The organism is Streptomyces sp. NPDC002306 (genome assembly GCF_053593435.1).
In genome coordinates this window covers 83,134-102,375 of record NZ_JBSFCK010000010.1, presented here as the reverse complement: position 1 = coordinate 102,375, position 19,242 = coordinate 83,134, and the positions used below count along the sequence as shown (strand labels likewise).

The 19,242-nt window shown below is 72.8% G+C and carries 18 protein-coding genes; 7 read left to right on the top strand and 11 right to left on the bottom strand.

What is annotated here, in order from left to right; all coding sequences use genetic code 11:
* Positions 1–377: 377 nt before the first annotated feature.
* The 5 genes from ACWCQK_RS21310 to ACWCQK_RS21290 are packed head-to-tail and all read left to right on the top strand — an operon-like array spanning position 378 to position 6,098.
* The gene (locus ACWCQK_RS21310) at positions 378–3,269 is read left to right on the top strand and encodes a nitrate- and nitrite sensing domain-containing protein (protein WP_451157046.1); all 2,892 of its coding nucleotides are present in this window, start codon (positions 378–380) and stop codon (positions 3,267–3,269) included.
* The gene (locus tag ACWCQK_RS21305) at positions 3,266–3,769 is read left to right on the top strand and encodes a roadblock/LC7 domain-containing protein (RefSeq protein ID WP_451157044.1); all 504 of its coding nucleotides are present in this window, start codon (positions 3,266–3,268) and stop codon (positions 3,767–3,769) included. The genes ACWCQK_RS21310 and ACWCQK_RS21305 overlap by 4 nt, the downstream gene beginning before the upstream one ends.
* Complete coding sequence (locus ACWCQK_RS21300) at positions 3,766–4,197, top strand: DUF742 domain-containing protein (protein WP_451157042.1); 432 nt, start codon at positions 3,766–3,768, stop codon at positions 4,195–4,197. Before ACWCQK_RS21305 ends, ACWCQK_RS21300 begins: the two co-directional genes overlap by 4 nt.
* Positions 4,178–4,819, top strand: a complete 642-nt coding sequence (locus ACWCQK_RS21295) for a GTP-binding protein (protein ID WP_451157040.1) — start codon at positions 4,178–4,180, stop codon at positions 4,817–4,819. Before ACWCQK_RS21300 ends, ACWCQK_RS21295 begins: the two co-directional genes overlap by 20 nt.
* 25 nt (positions 4,820–4,844) lie before the next feature.
* Positions 4,845–6,098, top strand: a complete 1,254-nt coding sequence (locus ACWCQK_RS21290) for a styrene monooxygenase/indole monooxygenase family protein (protein WP_451157038.1) — start codon at positions 4,845–4,847, stop codon at positions 6,096–6,098.
* A 116-nt stretch (positions 6,099–6,214) separates the two neighbouring features.
* Here the strand turns inward: ACWCQK_RS21290 and ACWCQK_RS21285 are convergent, their stop codons facing one another.
* From ACWCQK_RS21285 to ACWCQK_RS21265, 5 genes are all read right to left on the bottom strand, one after another.
* Complete coding sequence (locus tag ACWCQK_RS21285) at positions 6,215–6,568, bottom strand: DUF1330 domain-containing protein (protein WP_451157036.1); 354 nt, start codon at positions 6,566–6,568, stop codon at positions 6,215–6,217.
* Positions 6,569–6,726: 158 nt separating this feature from the next.
* The gene (locus ACWCQK_RS21280; protein WP_451157034.1) at positions 6,727–8,079 is read right to left on the bottom strand and encodes an NlpC/P60 family protein; all 1,353 of its coding nucleotides are present in this window, start codon (positions 8,077–8,079) and stop codon (positions 6,727–6,729) included.
* A 682-nt stretch (positions 8,080–8,761) separates the two neighbouring features.
* Positions 8,762–9,091 (bottom strand): hypothetical protein, encoded by a 330-nt coding sequence (locus ACWCQK_RS21275; protein WP_451157032.1) that lies wholly within the window; start codon positions 9,089–9,091, stop codon positions 8,762–8,764.
* A complete protein-coding gene (locus tag ACWCQK_RS21270) occupies positions 9,084–9,740 on the bottom strand; it encodes a TetR/AcrR family transcriptional regulator (RefSeq protein WP_451157030.1) in 657 nt (218 codons plus the stop codon). Before ACWCQK_RS21270 ends, ACWCQK_RS21275 begins: the two co-directional genes overlap by 8 nt.
* 207 nt (positions 9,741–9,947) lie before the next feature.
* Positions 9,948–10,886, bottom strand: coding sequence for an AurF N-oxygenase family protein (locus ACWCQK_RS21265; protein WP_451157028.1), 939 nt, complete (start codon positions 10,884–10,886; stop codon positions 9,948–9,950).
* Positions 10,887–11,008: 122 nt separating this feature from the next.
* Here ACWCQK_RS21265 and ACWCQK_RS21260 point away from each other — a divergent pair, with 122 nt between their 5' ends.
* Together ACWCQK_RS21260 and ACWCQK_RS21255 are read left to right on the top strand one after the other, a co-directional pair.
* Positions 11,009–12,115 carry a ferritin-like domain-containing protein gene (locus tag ACWCQK_RS21260; RefSeq protein ID WP_451157026.1) on the top strand — a complete coding sequence of 369 codons (1,107 nt, stop codon included), beginning with the start codon at positions 11,009–11,011 and terminating at the stop codon, positions 12,113–12,115.
* Complete coding sequence (locus tag ACWCQK_RS21255; RefSeq protein WP_451157024.1) at positions 12,112–13,077, top strand: ADP-ribosylglycohydrolase family protein; 966 nt, start codon at positions 12,112–12,114, stop codon at positions 13,075–13,077. Before ACWCQK_RS21260 ends, ACWCQK_RS21255 begins: the two co-directional genes overlap by 4 nt.
* Here ACWCQK_RS21255 and ACWCQK_RS21250 read toward each other — a convergent pair.
* The 6 genes from ACWCQK_RS21250 to ACWCQK_RS21225 form a co-directional block, all read right to left on the bottom strand.
* Positions 13,074–13,598 carry a DUF3291 domain-containing protein gene (locus ACWCQK_RS21250; protein ID WP_451157022.1) on the bottom strand — a complete coding sequence of 175 codons (525 nt, stop codon included), beginning with the start codon at positions 13,596–13,598 and terminating at the stop codon, positions 13,074–13,076. The two genes, ACWCQK_RS21255 and ACWCQK_RS21250, sit on opposite strands and share 4 nt — an antisense overlap.
* Before the next feature lie 44 nt (positions 13,599–13,642).
* Positions 13,643–15,100 carry a penicillin-binding transpeptidase domain-containing protein gene (locus ACWCQK_RS21245; protein ID WP_451157020.1) on the bottom strand — a complete coding sequence of 486 codons (1,458 nt, stop codon included), beginning with the start codon at positions 15,098–15,100 and terminating at the stop codon, positions 13,643–13,645.
* Complete coding sequence (locus ACWCQK_RS21240; protein WP_451157018.1) at positions 15,097–16,470, bottom strand: FtsW/RodA/SpoVE family cell cycle protein; 1,374 nt, start codon at positions 16,468–16,470, stop codon at positions 15,097–15,099. The genes ACWCQK_RS21245 and ACWCQK_RS21240 overlap by 4 nt, the downstream gene beginning before the upstream one ends.
* Before the next feature lie 46 nt (positions 16,471–16,516).
* The gene (locus ACWCQK_RS21235; protein WP_451157016.1) at positions 16,517–16,969 is read right to left on the bottom strand and encodes an SH3 domain-containing protein; all 453 of its coding nucleotides are present in this window, start codon (positions 16,967–16,969) and stop codon (positions 16,517–16,519) included.
* A gap of 157 nt (positions 16,970–17,126) precedes the next feature.
* Positions 17,127–18,428: an ATP-binding protein gene (locus ACWCQK_RS21230; RefSeq protein WP_451157014.1), complete on the bottom strand. Its 1,302-nt coding sequence runs from the start codon at positions 18,426–18,428 to the stop codon at positions 17,127–17,129.
* Positions 18,425–19,186: a hypothetical protein gene (locus ACWCQK_RS21225; RefSeq protein ID WP_451157012.1), complete on the bottom strand. Its 762-nt coding sequence runs from the start codon at positions 19,184–19,186 to the stop codon at positions 18,425–18,427. Before ACWCQK_RS21225 ends, ACWCQK_RS21230 begins: the two co-directional genes overlap by 4 nt.
* Between the last annotated feature and the right edge of the window lie 56 nt (positions 19,187–19,242).

Genomic DNA, 19,242 nt, shown 5'->3' with positions numbered 1-19,242 from the left:
GTGCGCGAAAGGCTGCCATCCGTCGCCGCATCCCTGTACCGGCGCAGGTCAGACGCCTGGTTTGCGGGGAATGGGACGCTCCGGGAAGGTGTGGCGGCGAATACTGCCAAAGCCCGTCGCCCACGTCCAACCGGCCCGCCGGACAGGGCCGTGACCCGCGCCTCGGGAACTTGCCCACCAACTCCCCTCCGATGTTCACTCCTTCGGGTGGCGGGTCAGATGATGCGGGACCGCTGCCCACTGGCACTGGAAGGGTCGAGGGCCGGTGGGGGTGCCCCCTGCTCGGGCGAAGCCGAGAGCTCCGGGGAGGCCGTACGAGCCCATTGACGGAACGTCATCCGGGCCCATGGGTACACGAATCAGGAATGCGAGCACCGGTGCAGAAGACGCGGCCTCGGCGCACAGGAAAGAAGTCGGCCTCCGAAGGGGACGCGCAGAGCACCTCCGTCGGCAGGGGCCGTCCCACCCACGTACGCAACCGGCTCATCGTCGCCGTGGCCGTGGTGGCCGCGGCCGTCGCCGGCGCGGGAGCCCCTTCGTTGCTGACCGCCTCCGGGCAGGTCGGTGACTCCCAGAATCTGGTGACACTCGCCGGGCAGACCCAGGACGCGCTGGTGCTGGCCCACTCGCTCGCCGACGAGCGGGACGAGGTCACCTCCTACGTCGCGGCGGGCCGGCCCAAGTCCAAGGCGCCCGCGGAGCAGCGCAGCGCCCGGGTCGACCGGCTGGCGGAGGACCTGCGCGCCGACCCCGACGCGCCGGCCTCGCTGCGGGCCGACCTCGACGAGGTCGCGGCCGTGCGCAGAGCGGCGCTCACCGGCAAGAGCAGTGCTCTGGAAACACACCGGGCCTACTCCGCCGCCATCACCGAACTCCACCGGCTCGCGGAGCGGCTGGCCGAACAGATGCCGGTCCGCGCGGGCTCCGGCGCGTACGCCCTCGCCGAGCTCGACTCCGCCGTCCAGCAGGCCGCCGCCGCCCGTGGGCTGCTGCTGGCCGCGCTCAGCGTGCCGACGGAGACCGAGACGGTCCTCAGCCCCACCACCGGCCTGCCGGTCACGGTCCAGGTCTCCTCCGACGCCGACACCGAGCAGCGCGACGCCCTCACGGCCGCCGCCCAGCAGGCCCGGCTGCGCTCCGACGCGGCTCTCCTCGACTTCCGCGACTCCGCGCCCAAGTCGGCCATCTCCTCCTACGACTCCACGGTCACCGGCCCCGAGGTCGACACCGCGGACCGGTACCTCGCCCGGCTCACCGACCAGCCGGAGCTGTCCGACGGCGAACTCGCCACCAGCGCCAAGAAGCTCGACGCGGCCCTCACCGCCCGCGTCGAGCTGATGCGCGGCGCGGAGTCCTCGCTCTACGAGCACCGCGCCAAGGACCTCGCCACGCTGCGCGACGACGACGTCACCGCGCTGGAGATCCGTGTCGCCGCCCTGGGCGCGCTGCTGCTGCTCACTCTCGGCATCGCCACCGCCATGGCCCGCTCCCTCACCCGGCCGCTCTCCGTGCTGCGGCGCGGTTCGGCCCGGCTGGCGGACGCCGAGCACCCCGCCGCCGAGGAACCCGTCAAGTTCACCGGCCGCAACGACGAGTTCGCCCAGGTCGTCCGCTCGGTCAACGCCCTGCACGCGCACGCCGCCGCCCTCCACGAGCGCATCGCCACCCTGGAGGCCGACCGCAAGCACCTCGTCGGCCAGCGCCAGAAGATGGCCGACGCCCGCGAGGAGCTGCGCGCCGATCTCACCGATTCCGCCGCCCAGCTGGAGCGGCTGCGCACCAGCATCGGCGGCACCTTCGTCAACCTCGCGCTGCGCACCCTCGGCCTGGTCGAGCGGCAACTCGCGGTGATCGAGGGCCTGGAGGACCGCGAGCAGGACCCGGACCGCCTGGCCACCCTCTTCAAGCTGGACCACTTCGCCACGGTCATGCGCCGGCACAGCGAGAACCTCCTCGTGCTGGCCGGCACCGAGCACGTCCAGCAGCACGCCGGCCCCGTCCCGCTCGTCGACGTGGTCCGGGCGGCGGTCAGTGAGATCGAGCGCTACGACCGGGTGCGCATCGCCGCGCTGCCGCCGCACGCGCACATCGCCGGGTTCGCCGCCGACGACCTCTCGCACCTGCTGGCCGAACTCATGGAGAACGCCACCTCGTTCTCCCCGCCCGACGTGCCCGTCGAGGTCTCCGCCTGGCTCCTGGAGAACGGCGAGGTCATGCTCTCCGTCCAGGACGAGGGCATCGGCACGACGGACGAGCGGCTGACCCGGCTCAACGCCCGCCTCGCCGACTTCGACCCCGAGTCCCCTTACGACCAGGAGGGCGCGGAGGGTCTCGGGCTCGGCCTGTACGTGGTGGCCCGGCTGGCCCACCGGCACGGTGTGCGGGTGCAGTTGCGGGAGCAGAAGCAGGGCGGCATCGCGGCCGTCGTCGTCCTCCCGCGGAACCTGCTCGCGGCGGCCCCGCCGTCCGCCGTCCCGTCGGCCGAACCGGCGGCCGGCGGCCCGCAGGCCTACAGCCTGCCGGGCGCCGACGCGGAGGCCAACTCCAACGTCCTGCGGGGCCGTTCGGCCGGGGACGACCCGCTGGTCGCCCTCGCGGAGAAGGCGGTACGGGACTCCTCGGACACCGATCCGGACGTAGCGCGGCCGGACGTGCCGCACGCGGACGTACCCCGGCCGGACGTGACCGGCGTGGGCACACCGGAGACGGACGCACCGCAGACGGACGCACAGCAGCCCGACGTACGACAGGCACCGCTGTCCGTGCCGCCGCAGGGCGGGTCGGTCGTCCCTCCCGAGACGCCCGCCGAGACCACCATGGTGCTGACGCCGGTACCCGCGGCCGAGACGGCCCCGGCACCCGAGCGGTCCACACCCGAGGCGCCCGAGGTGCCCGAGACGCCGGTGGAGCCGTACGCGCCCGCCGCGCGGCCCCGCCCCGTCGCCGACCCCTACGTGATCGGCCCCGACGCCCACGAGCGCACCCCCGACGAGGTCGAGGACCCGGTCACCAGCAAGGGGCTGCCCAAGCGCACCCCGAAGATCTCCGCGCCCGCCCAGGCACCACGGCAGCGCACCGGCTCCGTCGATGCCGAGGCACTGCGCCGCCGACTCGGTGGTTTCCGCCGGGGGGCGGAGGCCGGACACCGTGACGTGGCGGAGGAGATCGCCGAGGAGACGGCCCAGAACCACGTTCCGGCCACCGGAACCGCACGACCCGCACAAGGCCAGGAAGCCACGGGGGGCACCGTCGAGGAGGCAAGCAGTTGACCGCGCCCAGTACCTTCGGCCTGAGCAGCGAAGCTCGTAACCTGCACTGGCTGCTGAGCAACCTCGTGGAGGAGGTGCCAGGCATCCAGTCGGTCGCGGTGGTCTCGTCGGACGGGCTGCTCCTGCTGTCCTCCGACCCCGGCCGCACCGCCGAGGCCCGCGCCGCCCACGACGACAAGCCCGCCGGCCCACGCGGTTCCTCCGCCGACCTCGCCACCATCGTCTCCGGCATCGGCAGCCTCACCGTCGGCGCCGCCAAGCTGATGACGTTCGGCGGGGTCAGGCACACCATGGTCGCCATGGAGGAGGGCAGCCTGTTCGTGATGTCGATCAGCGACGGCTCGCTGCTCGGCGTCCACGGCGCCGCGGACTGCGACATGAGCGTCGTGGCGTACCACATGGCGCTGTTCGTCGGCCGCGCCGGCCACGTCCTGACCCCGGAACTCCGCAACGAACTGCGGAAGTCCCTGGAGAGCGAGCCGACGGAGAGCGCCCGATGAGCACCGCGCCCGGAAACTCCAGGCCGCACCTTCCGGTGCGCGGCGGCGACCGCAAGCCCGCCCGCGTCCGCCCCTACTCCCTCACGGGCGGCCGTACGCGCTTCGGGCACGTCCTCCTCGTCGAGACGTTCGTGGCCGCCACCGCCGCGATCGAGGCGGCGGAGGAGCGCAAGGAACTGACGAATGGTTCCCTCAGCACCCGGGTCATGCCGGAGATGCGGGCCATCGTCGAACTGTGCCGCCGTATGCGCACGGTGGCCGAGATCGCCGCGCTGCTGAAGATGCCGCTCGGTGTGGTCCGCGTGCTGCTGAGCGACCTGGCGGACCAGGGAAAGATCCGTGTGTACGGAACCGGTACCGGCCACGGCGTGGGCCGTCCGGACCGCGCACTGCTGGAAAGGGTGCTGAGTGGACTCCGTCGTCTCTGACGCCGCCGCTGCGGGCGTCTCCCCGCCGGTCGAACCCGACGGGCCGTTGCAGCCGTGGCAGACGGACCGCACCCGCGCTCCGATCGCGACGAAGATCGTGGTCGCGGGCGGGTTCGGCGTGGGCAAGACCACGCTGGTCACGGCGGTCTCGGAGATCACGCCCCTCCAGACGGAGGCGCTGATGACCGAGGCGAGCGAGGAGACCGACGACCTCACCGCCACGCCCGGCAAGCTGACCACCACCGTGGCCATGGACTTCGGCCGCATCACGCTCGACGACGACCTGGTGCTCTACCTGTTCGGCACGCCGGGCCAGCAGCGGTTCTGGTTCATGTGGGACGACCTGGTGCGCGGGGCGATCGGCGCGGTCGTGCTGGCCGACACCCGCCGCCTGAAGGACTGCTTCCCGGCGCTGGACTACTTCGAGAGCTGCGGGCTGCCGTACGTCGTCGCGGTCAACCACTTCGACGAGAGCGAGCGGTTCGAGCCGGAGGACGTGAGGGAGGCGCTGACGATCCCCGCGCACATACCTGTAATGATCATGGATGCGCGCCGCCGGATCTCGGTGATCGAGACCCTCCTGTCCCTCGTGGGCCACGCGCTCGACGAAACCCCTGAGTAGTCGCGATCTAGGAGCCAACACCCGCATGCGGAAGATACTCGTCGTCGGAGCCGGCCAGTCCGGTCTCCAGCTCGCCCTCGGCCTCCAGTCGCACGGGTACGAGGTCACACTGATGTCGAACCGGACGGCGGACGAGATCCGCTCCGGCCGCGTCATGTCGACCCAGTGCATGTTCGACACGGCACTCCAGCACGAGCGCGATCTCCAGCTGAACTTCTGGGAGTCCCAGGCACCGAAGATCGAGGGGGTCGGCGTCTCGGTCGCGGCCCCCGGCTCCTTCGACCCGGGTCCCTCGCAGCGCGCGATCGACTGGGTGGGCAGGCTCGACGGGTACGCGCAGTCGGTCGACCAGCGGGTGAAGATGGCCGGCTGGATGGAGACGTTCGCCCAGCGCGGCGGCCAACTGGTCATCCACGGCGCGGCGGTCGGCGACCTCGACTACTTCTCCCGTACGTACGACCTGGTCCTCGTCTCGGCCGGCAAGGGCGAGCTGGTGTCGATGTTCGGCCGGGACGCCTCCCGTTCCCCGTACAGCGAGCCGCAGCGCGCCCTGGCCGTGGCGTACGTCCACGGCCTGGCTCCGCGCCCCGAGCACCCGGAGTTCGACGCGGTCCGCTGCAACCTGGTCCCGGGCGTCGGCGAGCTGTTCGTCATGCCGACGCTGACCACCTCCGGCCGCGCGGACATCCTGTTCTGGGAGGGCGTTCCCGGCGGCCCGCTCGACGCGTTCGGCGGGATCAAGGACCCGGCCGAGCACCTGGCCCTGACCCTGCGGCTCATGGAGACGTTCACGCCCTGGGAGCACGCGCGCACCAGCGGTGTCGAGCTCACGGACGCGGGCGGCACGCTCTCCGGCCGGTACGCCCCGACCGTCCGCAACCCCATCGGCCGTCTCCCCGGCGGCGGACTGGTGCTGGGCGTCGCCGACGTGGTCGTCGCCAACGACCCGATCACCGGCCAGGGATCCAACTCGGCGTCCAAGTGCGCGGCCGCGTACCTCGCGGCGATCCTCGAACACGAGGAGAAGCCGTTCGACGAGAGCTGGATGCGGTCCACCTTCGACCGCTACTGGAACACCGCCCAGCACGCCACCAAGTGGACCAACGCCATGCTGGCCCCGCCGCCGGAGCACGTCCTGAACCTCATCGGCGCGGCCGGCCAGCTCCCGCCGGTGGCGGACCGTTTCGCCAACGCCTTCAACGACCCCTCCGACCTGGAGGACTACTTCTACGAGCCGGAGAAGACAGCCGCCTACCTGGCCGAGGTCGGCGGCGCCTGACCGGCGTCCGGCCCGCGGTCCGCCTGTCGTCCCCCCTCGTCGGGGGTCGCCGGTCGGCCTGCTGACGGCCCGTTGACGGCCCCGGATGTACCGGGGCCGTCGCTCACCTCACCCTGCTACGTGTGCTCCCCGGCCGCCTCCGCCCGGAGTTTCTCCGCGCGTTCCCGCGGGTCGTAGCCGGGACCGACGCCCTCGACCAGGACGAGGTCCCCCTCGATGTGGTCGGCCCGCAGCCGCAGGATCCGCTGATACGCGGGGGACTCGTACCACGCGCGAGCCTCGGCCATGCCGGGGAACTCGATCAGCACCATGCTGCCCGGCCAGCTCCCCTCCACCACCACGGCCGGCGGGCCGTGCACCAGGAAGCGGCCATGGAAGGGATCGAGGGTCCCCTGGACACGTGTGAGGTACTCCAGGACGTCCGGGTGGTGGCGACGGTCCCGTAAGTGCGCGAACCCGTATGCGGGCACGTCCGGCTCCTTCGTTCGTTCCCGTAGGACAACGTGAATAGGGCGATGCGACTCGGACGACGCGAACCTAGCCAGCGCCGGCCGGACACCACAATTACCTCGGAGGTAAGCGCCCGGGCGTCGTGGCGGCCGGGTCTCGCCGGCCGTGGGGCCCGCGCCTACAGGACGGACGTCGGTGGCGGCGCCGCGGGCGCGTAGCCCTCGTCCGCGCCGTCCAGGGCGTGGACGGGCAGTCTCGGTGGCGTGTAGCGCGGCAGCGGTCGGCCGTCGGGGTCGGGGCGTACGGCGCCGAGGACCGGGTTGGCCGCGAGGGGGGAGACCTTCACCCTTGCGCCGGGCCGGGGCGCCTGGACCACCATCCCGTCGCCGAGGTACATCGCCACATGCGTGGCCTCGGGGAAGTACACGACGAGATCACCGGGGCGCAGTTCGGCGAGCGGGATGCGGGGGAGCCGCGCCCACTGCTCCTGGCTGGTGCGGGGGATGGCCTTGCCGGCGTCACCCCAGGCCTGGGAGGTCAGCCCCGAGCAGTCGTACGACAGCGGGCCCTCCGCGCCCCACTCGTACGGCTTCCCGAGCTGCCGCACGGCGTAGCGCACGGCCTCCTCGCCCTCCCGCGTCGGCTTCCGCTCACCGCTGAGCGTGCCGGATGTCATGAGGGTGTCCTGCGCCTTCGCGATCCCGTCACGTTCCAGCGCGGCCAGCGCGCTCAGCTGGTCGGCGTCGAGCGAGGCGAGCAGCCGCTCGACGGCCGCGAGGCGGCCGCGGACGTCGTCCCGTTCCTTCTTGCGCCGTTCGGTCAGGGCGAGTTGCCGGTCGAGGGCGGTACGGGCCCGGCCGGCCAGCTCGCGGCTTCTGCGCTCGCTCCCGGTCAGCCGGCCCACCGTCTCGGCCCGCTCCTGCGCGACCTGCCCGATCACATGCCCCTCGTCGAGCGCGTGCTGCGGATCGCGGGCGAGGAGGAGGCGGACGTAGGGCGAGATGTCGGTGCTGCCCTGGTACTGCTGGCGGGCCAGCCGGCCCGCCGCGCCCTGGCTCTCGCGCAGCGACCGCCGCGCCAGGCCCAGTTCCGTGTCGAGCCGGGCGGCCTCCGCGCGCTGCCGCTTCAGCTGCTCCTCGGTGGCGTTGTAGGTCTCGGTGGCCTGCTCGGCCAGCCGGTACAGCTGCTGAAGGTCCGTCAGCAGCTCCGCGAGGGGCCGCCCCCCGGCCTGCGCGGCGGGCTGCCCGCCGGACGGTGTGGTGGGTTGCGCGCCGGACGGCGCGGCGGGCTGCTCCCCGGCCTGGGTGGCGGGTTGCTCCGTGGGCTGCGCGACGGGCTGCTGTCCGGGCTCCGCGACGGGTAGCTCCCCGGCCGGGGCGGCGGGCTGCCTCGCGGGCTCGGGGGCGGGCTGCTCCCCGGACCGTGCGGGGGGCTGCTCCCCGGGCTCCGGGGCGGCCGCGGCCCCGGGTGCGAGGGCGAGCTGTGTGACCACCGCCGCCGTACAGACCAGACGCAGAAGCCTTCCTGACACGTCATCACCTCCGACGCGGGGCGGGCGGCCCGTCCGCTCACCTCCGCATCGCGAGCATCAGACGCGCCCGCGCGGTCCGCGCGCGGAGTGTGGGCGGACCGGCGCAAGGGGGTCACTCGTGCGTGTCCTCCGGCTTGCCGCCCGGCGTGGCGTCTGGATCGGTGCCGGGTCGGGAGCCCGGCGGCGACCGCCGGTTCAGTGCACCGGCTCGGGCCCCGGCTCGGGTTCCCGGTGAGGTCTTCCGGTCCGGCTCGCGGATCGCGCCTCCGACGCGGCCTCCGGTGGGCGCGGGTCGTCGACTCGGTTAGTGGGCCGGTGAGTTCGCGCACTGTCGGAGACGGGACGATGTCTTCGGGCACGGACGCTGGGCGGGCATGGACAGGCCCGGGCGGGCCTGGGTGGTCGGCGTCGAGGCTGCGCAGGCGGGCGACGAGCGGCAGGAGGCCGCGCGGAAGGCGCGGTGTGCGGCCGACGTTCTCACCGGGTCGGCGTTCCGGCCGCGTGAGGGGGCCGGCTGTCCCCGGTTCAACGCCCCGATCCAGCCCCCGGCCCTCCGACCCGGCCACCAGCTTCGGCCCCCGATCCGCCCCGCCCGATTAGCCTCCGGTCGGGTCAGCCGTCGGCCAGGTCATCGCCCAGCGGCGCGCCCGGTCAGGCCTCCGTCCAGGCGCGCGGTCCGCTGTCAGGCCCGGCTGTCCGTCCCGGCGTCCGGCCCAGTGCGTGGTTGTGGGTCCGGTTTGGACCAGGGCCACTTCAGGCGGCCGGACTTTTTTCCCTCGGGATCGAACTCGTACTTCCAGCCCTGCGTCACCCCGAGCCGCTTGCTCTGCCCCCGGGGCACCCGCCGGTAGATCAGCACGGTGGGGGGTCCGCCGGCCGCGTCCGGCACGGGGATGCGGTACGTCTTGGGCGGATGCCCGGTGGGCCCGAGCAGGACGGGCAGTACCCGTCCGTCCATGGGGCCACCCTCGAAGGGGGTGTCTTGGCTCTTCACGCCACCAGTGTCAGCCATCCGTCACGAGGACGGCGCGCACGAGCGCGTCGGTCTGCGGGTCCCGCCGGGCCGTGACCGCGAGGACGGCGACGAACTGCTCCACGAGCCAGTCCCGCAACTCGTCCGCAGGCGGCTCCTTCTCCTCGTCGAGCCAGATGAGTGAGGCCGCCTCCACCGCGGTGATCCACATCCGGACGGTCATCCGCAGCCGGGGCCCCGGGTCCGTGACGCCGAGGTGGCCGAGGATGTGCTCGGCGGCCGCACGGCGCACCCCGTCCACGATGGCGGTGGTGCGGGACGTCTCCACCACGCTCCCGCCCTGGAGCAGCGCGCTGAACCCGGCGTCGTGCTGGTCGACGAAGGTGAGATAGCGGTCCAGGGCGCGGGACAGCCGGGGCAGGAGCGGGCCCTGTCGGGGCTCGTCGAAGCAGAGCCGCAGCTCGTCGGCCGCGGACCCGAGGGCGGCCTCGTAGAGCTGCTGCTTGCCGCCGGGGAAGTACCGGTACACCAGCGGGCGGGAGACCCCGGCCGCCTCCGCCACGTCGTCCAGCGACACCTCCTCGGGCGCCCGGTGCGCGAAGAGCGACAGCGCGGACTCCAGCAGCTGGCCGCGACGCTCCTCGACGCTCAGGCGGCGGTAGGCGGGGGTGGGGGCGGAGGAGCTCATGACCGGCAGGGTAATCGCTCTCCGGCCGGCCCATCGGCTGTCGGGCGACGGCCGGCCGCCGACGACCGGCCGCCCGTCGCCCGCCGTCCGCTCGCCGGCTTCGGCCGCCCGTTGCCCGCCGTCCGCCCGCAGGCCGTCGGCCACCCGTCGCCTGTCCATCGCCCGCCCCGCCTGCCCGCTCGCCGCGCCCGCTCGTCGGCCGGCCCCCTACGCCAGCAGTCCCGAGGACTTCCACAGCCGGCGGCTCACGCCCCGCATCACCCCGATGTCGTCGAGGAAGTCCGTCAGCCGCTTCGCCCCCGTCTGCATGACCTCCCGCCGGTGCCCGCTGGCCTTCACCTGCGCCACCGCCTCGCGCCGGTCCAGCCCCACATTCGTGTAGACCTCGGGATTGACGAAGGCGATCGAGAACACCCGCGCGAACTCACCCGAGGTGACCCGGGTGAACTCCTGGGACCACTTCGGCGCGGTCACCATCTGCCGGCGCAGCTCCTCGCGGGCGTACCGCACGTGCCGCGCCTCCTCCACCACGTGGATCCGCGTCACGCCCCGGACCAGCGGCTGCACCCGCTCGTCCGGGAAGGTCAGCCGCTGCATCCAGTCGAGGACCTCCTCGCCGAGCAGGGTCGCCGTGAAGGAACCGGGCGTCGTGGAGATCGTCTTGAACACGCGCCCGAGCTGCTGGTGCGCCCGGCTCACCGGGTACCAGGGCGTGTCGCCCCGCTCGATCAGCCGCGCGAACATCTTCGAGTGCCGGCACTCGTCCTCGATCTCGGTCAGCGCGTACCGCACATGGGCGCTCGTCGCCGCCTTGTCGTAGATGTGCCGCACCAGCAGCTGCATGAGGATGATCTCGAACCAGATGCCGAGCGAGGCGAGCGCGGCGGCCTCGTGTCGGGAGAGCAGGATCCGCTGCTCCTCGCTCATCCGCTTCCACATCGGTGTGTCGTACAGGGACAGCAGCTCCGGCGGCCAGAACCACTTGCCGTCCTCGAAGGGTGCCTCCCAGTCCAGTTCCCGGTCCGGGTCGAAGGAGTGCTTGGCGGACGAGGCGAGCAGCCGCTCGGCCACCTGCTCGCGGTCCTTGAGCAGCCCGAGCGCGTCACGCAGTCCGTCCAGCGCGTCGGCTTCCGTCACGGTCGTCATGGCTGTTCCACCTCGTTGCCCGGGATCTCGTCCACGACACTTATGAGACTGCTTGTCAGCAAGGCAGTCAATCCCCTGCACACGACTTGTTGACTCGGCGTCTACGTGTGAGCCTGCGAGGTATGCCGACCTATGAGCTCTACGCCAAGGACCCGGGAGACCCTCTCTGGCAGGTGCCGGCCGGCGGCGCGGCCCGTTTCAGCTGGGAGTACGACGACGGCCGCGACCGCCTGCTCGCCCTCTACCAGAAGGGCAAGGACAAACAGTGGGACGGGCAGAAGCGGATCGACTGGGACTTGGAGGTGGATCCGTACGACCCGCTCGGTACCCCGGAAGAGGCGATGACCCTGTACGGCACCCCGTACTGGGCGAAGATGACCGACCGGGACAAGGGCGACCTGCGCCGGCACTTCGCGTCCTGGCAGTTCAGCCAGTTCCTGCACGGCGAGCAGGGCGCGATGGTCTGCGCCGCCCGGATCGTGGAGTCGGTCCCCGACCTGGACGCGAAGTTCTACTCCGCGACCCAGACGATGGACGAGGCCCGGCACGCCGAGATCTACGCCCGCTTCCTGCACGAGAAGCTCGGCATGGTCTACCCGATCAACGACAACCTGCGCTCACTGCTCGGGGACACGCTGCGCGACAGCCGCTGGGACATGCCCTACCTCGGCATGCAGGTCCTCATCGAGGGACTGGCGCTCGCCGCCTTCGGGATGATCCGCGACACGACGAACAAGCCCCTGCCCCGGCAGATCCTGGCGTACGTCATGCAGGACGAGGCGCGGCACGTGGCGTTCGGCCGCATGGCGCTCAGGGACTACTACCGGCAGCTGAGCGACGTCGAACTGCGCGAACGCGAGGAGTTCGTCATCGAGGGCTGCTATCTGATGCGCGACCGGCTGCGGGGCGTGGAGGTGCTGGAGAACTTCGGCATCCCGAAGGCCGAGGCGGAGGAACTGAGCGAGCGGTCCGAATTCCTGCGCCTCTTCCGCCAGTTGCTGTTCAGCCGCATCGTCCCCTGCGTCAAGGACATCGGCCTGTGGGGCAAGCGTCTGCAGCAGGCCTACCTCGACATGGGCGTCTTCGAGATGGGCGACTCCAGCCTGGACCTCCTCATGGCCCAGGACGAGGAGATCGCCGAGAAACTGGACGCGCGGCGGTTCGCCGTGGAGGAGAATGACCGGGTCGCCGAGGTACGGGAGGCGATCGACAGGGGGACGAGCGGGTGACCGTCGAGGAGAACGGCGCCGCCGCGCGCCGCAGCCTGGAGGGCCTCGCCCTCGGCGACGCGTTCGGCGAACGCTGGTTCCCGCTCTTCCGCGACCCGCGCCAGGCCTACGACGAGATCCGCGCCCGCCGCACCCCGCGGGAACCGGACTGGCACTGGACCGACGACACGGCGATGGCCCTCGGCCTGCTGCGCGTGCTCGACCAGTACGGCGAGGTCCGGCAGGCCGAGCTGGCCCTGTGCTTCGCGCTCGGCCACGCCGCCGATCCGGCCCGGGGCTACGGCCGCGGCATGCACCAGCTGCTGCCCCGCCTGCTGCACCAGCCCGACCGCTGGGCCGAGTTCACCCGGGAACTGTTCGACGGACAGGGCAGCCTCGGCAACGGCGCGGCGATGCGCGCGGCACCCCTGGGCGCCTGGTTCCGGGCCGACCTCGAACGCGTCGTCGAGCAGGCCACCCGCTCCGCCGAGGTGACCCACGCGCACCCCGAGGGCATCGCCGGCGCGGTCGCCGTGGCCGTCGCGGCCGCGCTGAGCGCACAGGGCCGGCTGACCCTCGGCGAGGTGGCCGAGCTGACCCCGGACAGCGCGGTCCGCGACGGGCTGCGCGGCGCCGCCGAGCTGCCCTTCGCGACCGAGCCCTGGAAGGCCGCCGACCTCCTCGGCAACGGGCAGCGCGTCCGGGCCGACGACACCGTGCCCTTCGCCGTCTGGTCCGCCGCCCGCCACCCCGACGACCTGGTCGCCGCCCTGTGGACCACGGCCGAGGGCTTCGGTGACGTCGACACGACCTGCGCCATCACCGGCGGCGTCGTGGCCGCCCGCACGGGCGTGGACCACGTACCGGCGGCGTGGCTGAGCCGTCGCGAACCGCTGCCCGGGGCGCCGAGACCCCTGCCCGCGACGGCCGGAACCCCGCCGGGGACACCCCAACCGCTGCCCGGGGCGCCCGGTCCGGGCTAGACCGGGCACTCCAGCCCGTCGGGGACCGCGTCCGCCGCGCCGGTGGACGGCGCAGCGTCTCCCGCCGGGAAGGTGGTCCGCAGGGTGAACGCGTACGCCGTCGGCCCGTACGCCCGCAGATGCCGTAGCCGGTCCTCCGCCTCCGCGACCGTCGGGCGGTGGCCCGCCGGCACCCACCACAGGGTCGCCATCGCCTCCCGGACCCGCTCGAACCACTCGCGTCGGCGGGCCAGCAGCTCCCGGTGCCGCCCCTGGTACATGAAGGCGGTCAGCGCGTCGGCGTCACGCCACACGGACATGTTGACGATCAGCCGGTCGTCCCCGAGGACGGCGACGTCCGTGGCGTTCCCCGAGTCGCCGACCAGCCGCCAGACGAAGCCGTCCGCCGTGTCGGCGACGGCGTTCACGGGATCGAGGGCGTCGACGAAGTCCTTCAACTCGGCGGAATCCAGCGGGAACGTGAGGCGGGCGATGTTGACCTGGGCGAGTTCGTACGCGGCGGTGCCTACGGCTTCAGTCATGAGCGGAACGTAGGACGGTCCTGGACGGCTCCGGTACCCCCGTCTCACTTGGCGAGCACCGCCTGCATCACGGCCCGGGCGATCGGCGCCGCGTCCCCGCCGCCGCTGATCTCCCCGCGGTTCGCCGACGCGTCCTCCACCACCACCGCGACCGCGACCTTCGGCTCCAGGTCCCGCTTGCCCTGCGCCCAGGACACGAACCAGGCGTACGGCGTGCCGGAGTTGCCGAGCCCGTGCTGCGCCGTGCCGGTCTTGCCGCCGACGACCGCGCCCCGGATCGCGGCGTTCTTGCCGGTGCCGTCCTTGACCACGTCGGTCATCAGCTCCCGCATCCGCACCGCGGTCGCCGGGCTCATCGCCTGCCGCGCCGGGCGCGAGCCCGCCGCCGCCACCGTGCCGCCGGCGCGGCTCGTGGTGCGCTCCACCAGGTACGGCGGCCGCACCTGACCCCCGTTGGCCACGGCCGCCGAGACCATCGCCATCTGCAACGGCGTGGCCCGCGTGTTGTACTGGCCGATCGACGACAGCGCGAGCTGCGCCCGGTCCACCGAGGTGTCGAAGGTGCTCGTCGCCGCCGAGAACGGGATCCTCAGTTCCCTGTCGTTGAAGCCGAAGGCCTCCGACGTCGCCACCATGTCGTCGTCGCCCACGTCCACCCCGAGCTTCGCGAACACCGTGTTGCACGACCACTTGAACGCCTCCCGCAGCGAGGCGCCCGCGCAGCCGTCACCCTCGTTCGTCAGCCACGTCGTCGTCCCGGGCAGGGTGTACGGGTCGGGGGAGTCGGTCGGCGCGTCGAGGTTCGTGATCACATTCGCGTCCAGCGCCGCCGCCGCGGTGACCACCTTGAACGTGGAGCCCGGCGGATACGTCTGCCGCACCGCCCGGTTGAGCATCGGCTTGTCCGGATCGCCGTTCAGCCGCGCCCAGGCCGCCTTCGTCGCGGGTCCGTTGCCCGACAGCTCCGCCGGGTCGTAGGAGGGCGCGGAGACCAGTGCCAGGATCCGCCCCGTCGACGGCTCGATCGCCGCCACCGCCCCCTTGCGTCCGGCCAGCCCCGTGTACGCTGCCCGCTGCGCCGCCGGGTCCAGGGTGGTGACGACCTTGCCGCCGGGAGGCAGCCCGCGGGTGAGGTCGCTCCACAGCGGGAACGGCGCGAGCAGCGGGTCGGTGCCCGCCAGCACCCCGTCCTCGGCGTGTTCCAGCAGGGACGTGCCGTACTGCTGGGAGGCGAAGCCGGTGACGGGCGCGTACAACGGGCCGTCGCTGTAGGTGCGTTCGTAACGGAGCTGCTCCTGGGTGTCCCGGGAGCCGGTGACCGGCCGCCCGTCGACCAGGATGTCGCCGCGCGGCTGGCCGTAACGCGCGATGGTGGCCCGCCGGTTGGCCGTGTTGCCGTCGTAGGGACCGGCCTGGAAGAGCTGCACGCGGACGGCGTTGACCAGCAGCGCCACCAGCAGCAGGGCGCAGAAGACGGCCGCGTGCCGGATGTACTTCGTCACGGCGCCACCTGACCGTCGTACTGGCTGCGGGCCGAGTCGCTCACCCGGATCAGCAGCGCCACGATCGCCCAGTTGGTGACCACCGACGAGCCGCCCTGCGCCAGGAACGGCATCGCCATGCCGGTCAGCGGGATCAGGCCGGTCACCCCGCCCGCGATCACGAACACCTGGAGCGCCACGATCGAGGCGAGACCGACGGCGAGCAGCCGGCCGAACGGTTCGCGCAGGGAGAGGCCCGCCCGGTAACCGCGCTCCACGAGAAGGCCGTAGAGGAGGAAGATCGCGGAGAGGCCCAGCAGGCCGAGTTCCTCGCCCGCCGTGGCCAGGATGAAGTCCGACTTGGCGGCGAAGCCGATGAGGATGGAGTGGCCGAGGCCCAGGCCGGTGCCGAGTATCCCGCCCGCCGCGAAGGCGAACAGGGACTGCGCCAGCTGGTTCGGGCCCAGTCCCGCGTCGATCGTCGCGAACGGGTCCAGCCAGTCCTCGACCCTGCTGTGCACATGCGGCTCCAGCCAGCCGACCGCGACCGCGCCGAACGAGGCGAGCACCAGGCCGACCGCGATCCACCCGGTGCGGCCGGTGGCCACGTAGAGCAGGACGACGAACAGGCCGAAGAAGAGGAGCGAGGTGCCCAGATCGCGTTCCAGGATCAGGACGCCGACGCTCAGCAGCCAGATGGCCAGGATCGGGCCGAGCACCCGCCCGGTGGGCAGCTGGATCCGCCGGAACCGCCACACCTGACGGCCCGCGTAGGCCAGCGCGTTGCGGTTGTCGGCCAGGTAGGCGGCGAAGAACACCGCCAGCAGCACCTTCGCGAACTCGCCCGGCTGGATGGAGAATCCGGCGATGCGGATCCAGATCCGGGCGCCGTTGACGGCCGGGAAGAAGATCGGGAGCGTGAGCAGGGCGAGCGCGGCGGCGACACAGACGTAGGCGTACCGCTGGAGCACCCGGTGATCGCGCAGGAACAGGGCGATGGCGATGAAGAGCGTCACCCCGAGGGTGGACCACACCAGTTGGGTCGTCGCCGCCTGGTCGCCGGGGGTCTCCAGGTCGAGGCGGTAGATCAGCACCAGCCCGAGCCCGTTGAGCAGCACGCCGATCGGCAGCAGCAGGGGGTCGGCGTTCGGGGCGCGCAGCCGCACCGCCCCGTGCGCGAGCAGGGCGAGCACCCCGAGCCCGGCGCCGTACCCGGCGGCGCCGGGCGGGACGGTGCCGTGCCGGGCCAGACCGACGGCGCAGTACCCGTACACGGACAGCAGTACGGCTACGACGATGAGGGCCAGTTCGATGCCACGGCGCCGGGGGAGGCCCACCGCGGGGGCGGCTGCCTTCGCTGCTACGGCGGTTCCGGTTCCGGCTGGGGTCATGTCCGGAACCTACCCACATACATAGGGATACCTGGCTTGTCTGGAATCAGCACCAGCGCGGCGCGGGTCCGATGTTGTCGATGTAGCGGGCCGCGCCCCACGCCCACGTGCCGTCCGTGAGGAGGTACCAGAGCGGATTGCCGTCCACCGTCTCGCCCCCGTACTTGCAGAAGATCGAGACGATCGCGCCCTCGGCGGCCCGCCCGATGACCTGGCCGCCGCGGTCCGGCCGGCTGCGCAGCAGCAGACCGCCGTGGGCGGTGACGACACCGGTGTAGCGGAGGGAATCGCCCTGGGCGCCGGGGTCGACCCACGGGTCGACGACCTCCGACCGGGAGACGCCGGCGTTCTGCCGGCTGAGACCCGGATCGTCACCCGCCGGGTCGCCGCCCGGGACGGCGGGCGTCATGGCGACGGCGGGCGTCACGGTGGCGAAGGCGGCGAGAAGGCCGCCGGCGGTCGCTATGGCGAGACGGGCGAGGGGGGAACGCACGGACATCGGAGGCACCTCCGGAAAAGAGCGAAGCTGACTAATCGCCACATTAGGAGCGGCGCGACACCGACGCCCGCCGTGCTGCGCCATCGGGGAGGGACGGGAAGGACGGAAGAGGCGGGAGGGCCATGAGCCGTACGAGGGGTGGTGCGGTCCGAGCGGTCTACGCGGGGCCCGCGCACCCGGGGCCGGCGTCCGTGCCCTGCGCCGAAGGGGACTGAGGAAGCGTCAGCCGGGCCACCGCCCCGCCGTCCGGCGCGTTGCTGAACTCCAGCCGGGCGCCCAGTACCTCCGACTGGCCCAGCGCGATGGTCAGGCCGAGCCCGTGGCCCCTGGCGCCGCCCTCCGTACGGAACCGCTGCGGGCCGTGTGCCACGAGGTAGTCCGGATAGCCGTCGCCGTGGTCCCGCACGGTGACCACCGGACCGTCCACGGTCAGCACCACCGGCGCCCGCCCGTGCCGGTCTCCGTTCGCGACGAGGTTGCCCAGCACCCGCTCCAGCCGTCGCCGGTCGGTCTCCACGCGCGCGTCCCGCACGACCCTGACCTCGGTGTCCGTACCGGAGCCGCGCACGACCCGTTCGGCCAGCGCGCCCAGCGCCTCGGTGTCCACCTCCTGCCGTTCCCGGCCGGTGTCCAGCCGGGAGATCTCCAGCAGATCCTCGGTGAGCGTGCGCAGCGCGGCGACCCGGTCGCGCACCAGCTCCGTCGGCCGGCCGGGCGGCAGCAGCTCGGCCGCCGCGTGCAGCCCCGTCAACGGAGTGCGCAACTCGTGCGCCACGTCCGCGGTGAACCGCTGTTCGCTCAGCAGCTTGCTCTGCAACGTCGACGCCATGGTGTCCAGCGCCACGGCCACCGCGGCCACCTCGTCCTGCGGCCGTGTCGGGTCCTTCGTCCGGGGATCGTCCACGCGCGCGTCCAGGTCGCCCGCGCTGATCCGCCGGGCCACCCGCGCCGTGGCGTGCAGCCGCCGGGCCACCCGTGTCACCGCGAACGCCCCCACCAGCACGGTCGCCCCGATCGCCAGCCCCGACGACCACAGGATCGCCCGGTCCAGGCCCGCGATGGTCCGCGCCTGCTGCGCGTAGTCGACCTCGACGGCCAGCGCCCGCCCGCCGTCGGCGGGCCCCGCCGCCCACATCGAGGGGCGGCCGGCGTGGTCGGCGACCATCGTGCCGCGTCTGCCGCCCACCGCCAGCGCCCGCAGCGACGCGGGCAGTCCCGCGGGGTCGACCCCGGCGCCCGGCATCAGCGTGTCCCCGGCCTCGTAGGCCTGGGTCGCGTCCGTCAGCCGGGCCAGCGCGAGGTCGCGCGCCTGGCCGACGGTCTGGTCGGTCACCTGGACGTGCACGAGGATGCTGAGCAGCGCGGCGAGCGCGCAGCACATCACGATGATGAACAGCGCCGCCTTCACCGCCAGGGTCCCGGCCCACCGCGGCAGCCGCAGCGCGCTCGCCAGGCTCATCGCGCGCTCGCCGAGGGGGAGGCGGAGGGCGAGGCCGCGGAGGGTGACGAGGACAGGGGCGAGGGCCGGGTCTTTCCGCCGCCGGTGCGGAGCATCTCGTCGTGCGTCAGCAGCATCGCGTTCTGCTCCGCGTCCCAGGTCCACTGGAGGCGGTACTCGTACCCCGCGACCTCCGAGGGGGAGCGGACGATCACGGACCGCCCGGCCAGCTCGACCCCGCTCAGGGCGTCCTCGTAGGACATGACCTGCACCAGGCGGTGCTTCTCCACGGTGTAGACGCGGACGGCGGTCAGCTCGCCGGGCAGCAGCCGGAAGCCCAGCGTCAGGTCGTCGTGCCCGTCGCCGGTCAGATCCCGGTAGTACGGCTCCAGGACGGGACACCCGGCCGAGCCGTCACCGCCGGCACCCGTGTCGCAGTCGGCGATCCGGCTCGCCGTCTGGCGGTAGCGCGCCTTGGCACCCTGGTAGTCGCTCGGATCGGCGGCGATCTCCGCCTGGACGATGGTCACCGGGTTCACCCGGCGGATGTCGTCGTCCGGTACGGACACCCCCTTCACGACCTTCGAATCCGCCTCGTCGAAATCGAACGCGGGCGACGACGCGGGGGGCAGATTCGGCCAGAGCCGCAGCGGACTGTTCGCCGTCGGGGTCGCTCCGGCGCCGCGCAGCCCGCCCACGTCGCCGCAGCCCGTGACCGTCACCGACAGGACGGCGGCGACGGCGGCGAGAGCGGTACGCGTGGGTCGACTGAGGGGCACAGGACTCCTGTGGTTCGGGACGGCGGGCCCCGTACACCTTGTTGATCCGAAAGTTC